Origin of the sequence: Sphingobium sp. 3R8 (genome assembly GCF_020166615.1) — a bacterium.
Taxonomy (GTDB): domain Bacteria; phylum Pseudomonadota; class Alphaproteobacteria; order Sphingomonadales; family Sphingomonadaceae; genus Sphingobium; species Sphingobium bisphenolicum.
The window spans coordinates 1-373 of sequence record NZ_JAIQXR010000077.1; the positions used below are offsets into that span (position 1 = coordinate 1).

At 63.3% G+C, this 373-nt stretch carries 1 protein-coding gene; it reads right to left on the minus strand.

Features of this window, described 5'->3' with window-relative positions:
• Positions 1-143: 143 nt before the first annotated feature.
• Positions 144-373 (minus strand): hypothetical protein (locus tag K9B33_RS22985; RefSeq protein ID WP_224551433.1); only part of this gene is annotated, 230 nt, incomplete at its 5' end.

The window sequence follows — 373 nt, forward strand, 5'->3', positions numbered from 1 at the left end:
CGGCGGCGGGAGATGTCCGCCGCCCGGCATGTTGGGTTGGACATGGCGCGGGCAATAAAAAACCCCGCTTTGTGGGCGGGGTTATGGGGTGCAATGGACCCCGGCCTTTGCCGGGGCCACGCAAATCTTTGCGTTCGCGTTGCTCACTGGGATGTAATCTGGTTGGGGGAGCAGGATTTATGGGCCTTTGGCCCATGGTCTTCGCCGGGTTTTGCCCGGCTCCGGCTGAACGCGACCTTCAGCTTATGAGCCTGACGGGACGGCAGCAGCAAAGGCAGTTCGGGTGGAACGCCGACGGCCTGATGATCCTGGGGATCATCGGGCCAGGTCGTCTGCCTGCTGACGTGGGCTGTGGTTGACTGGGTGCGACCTG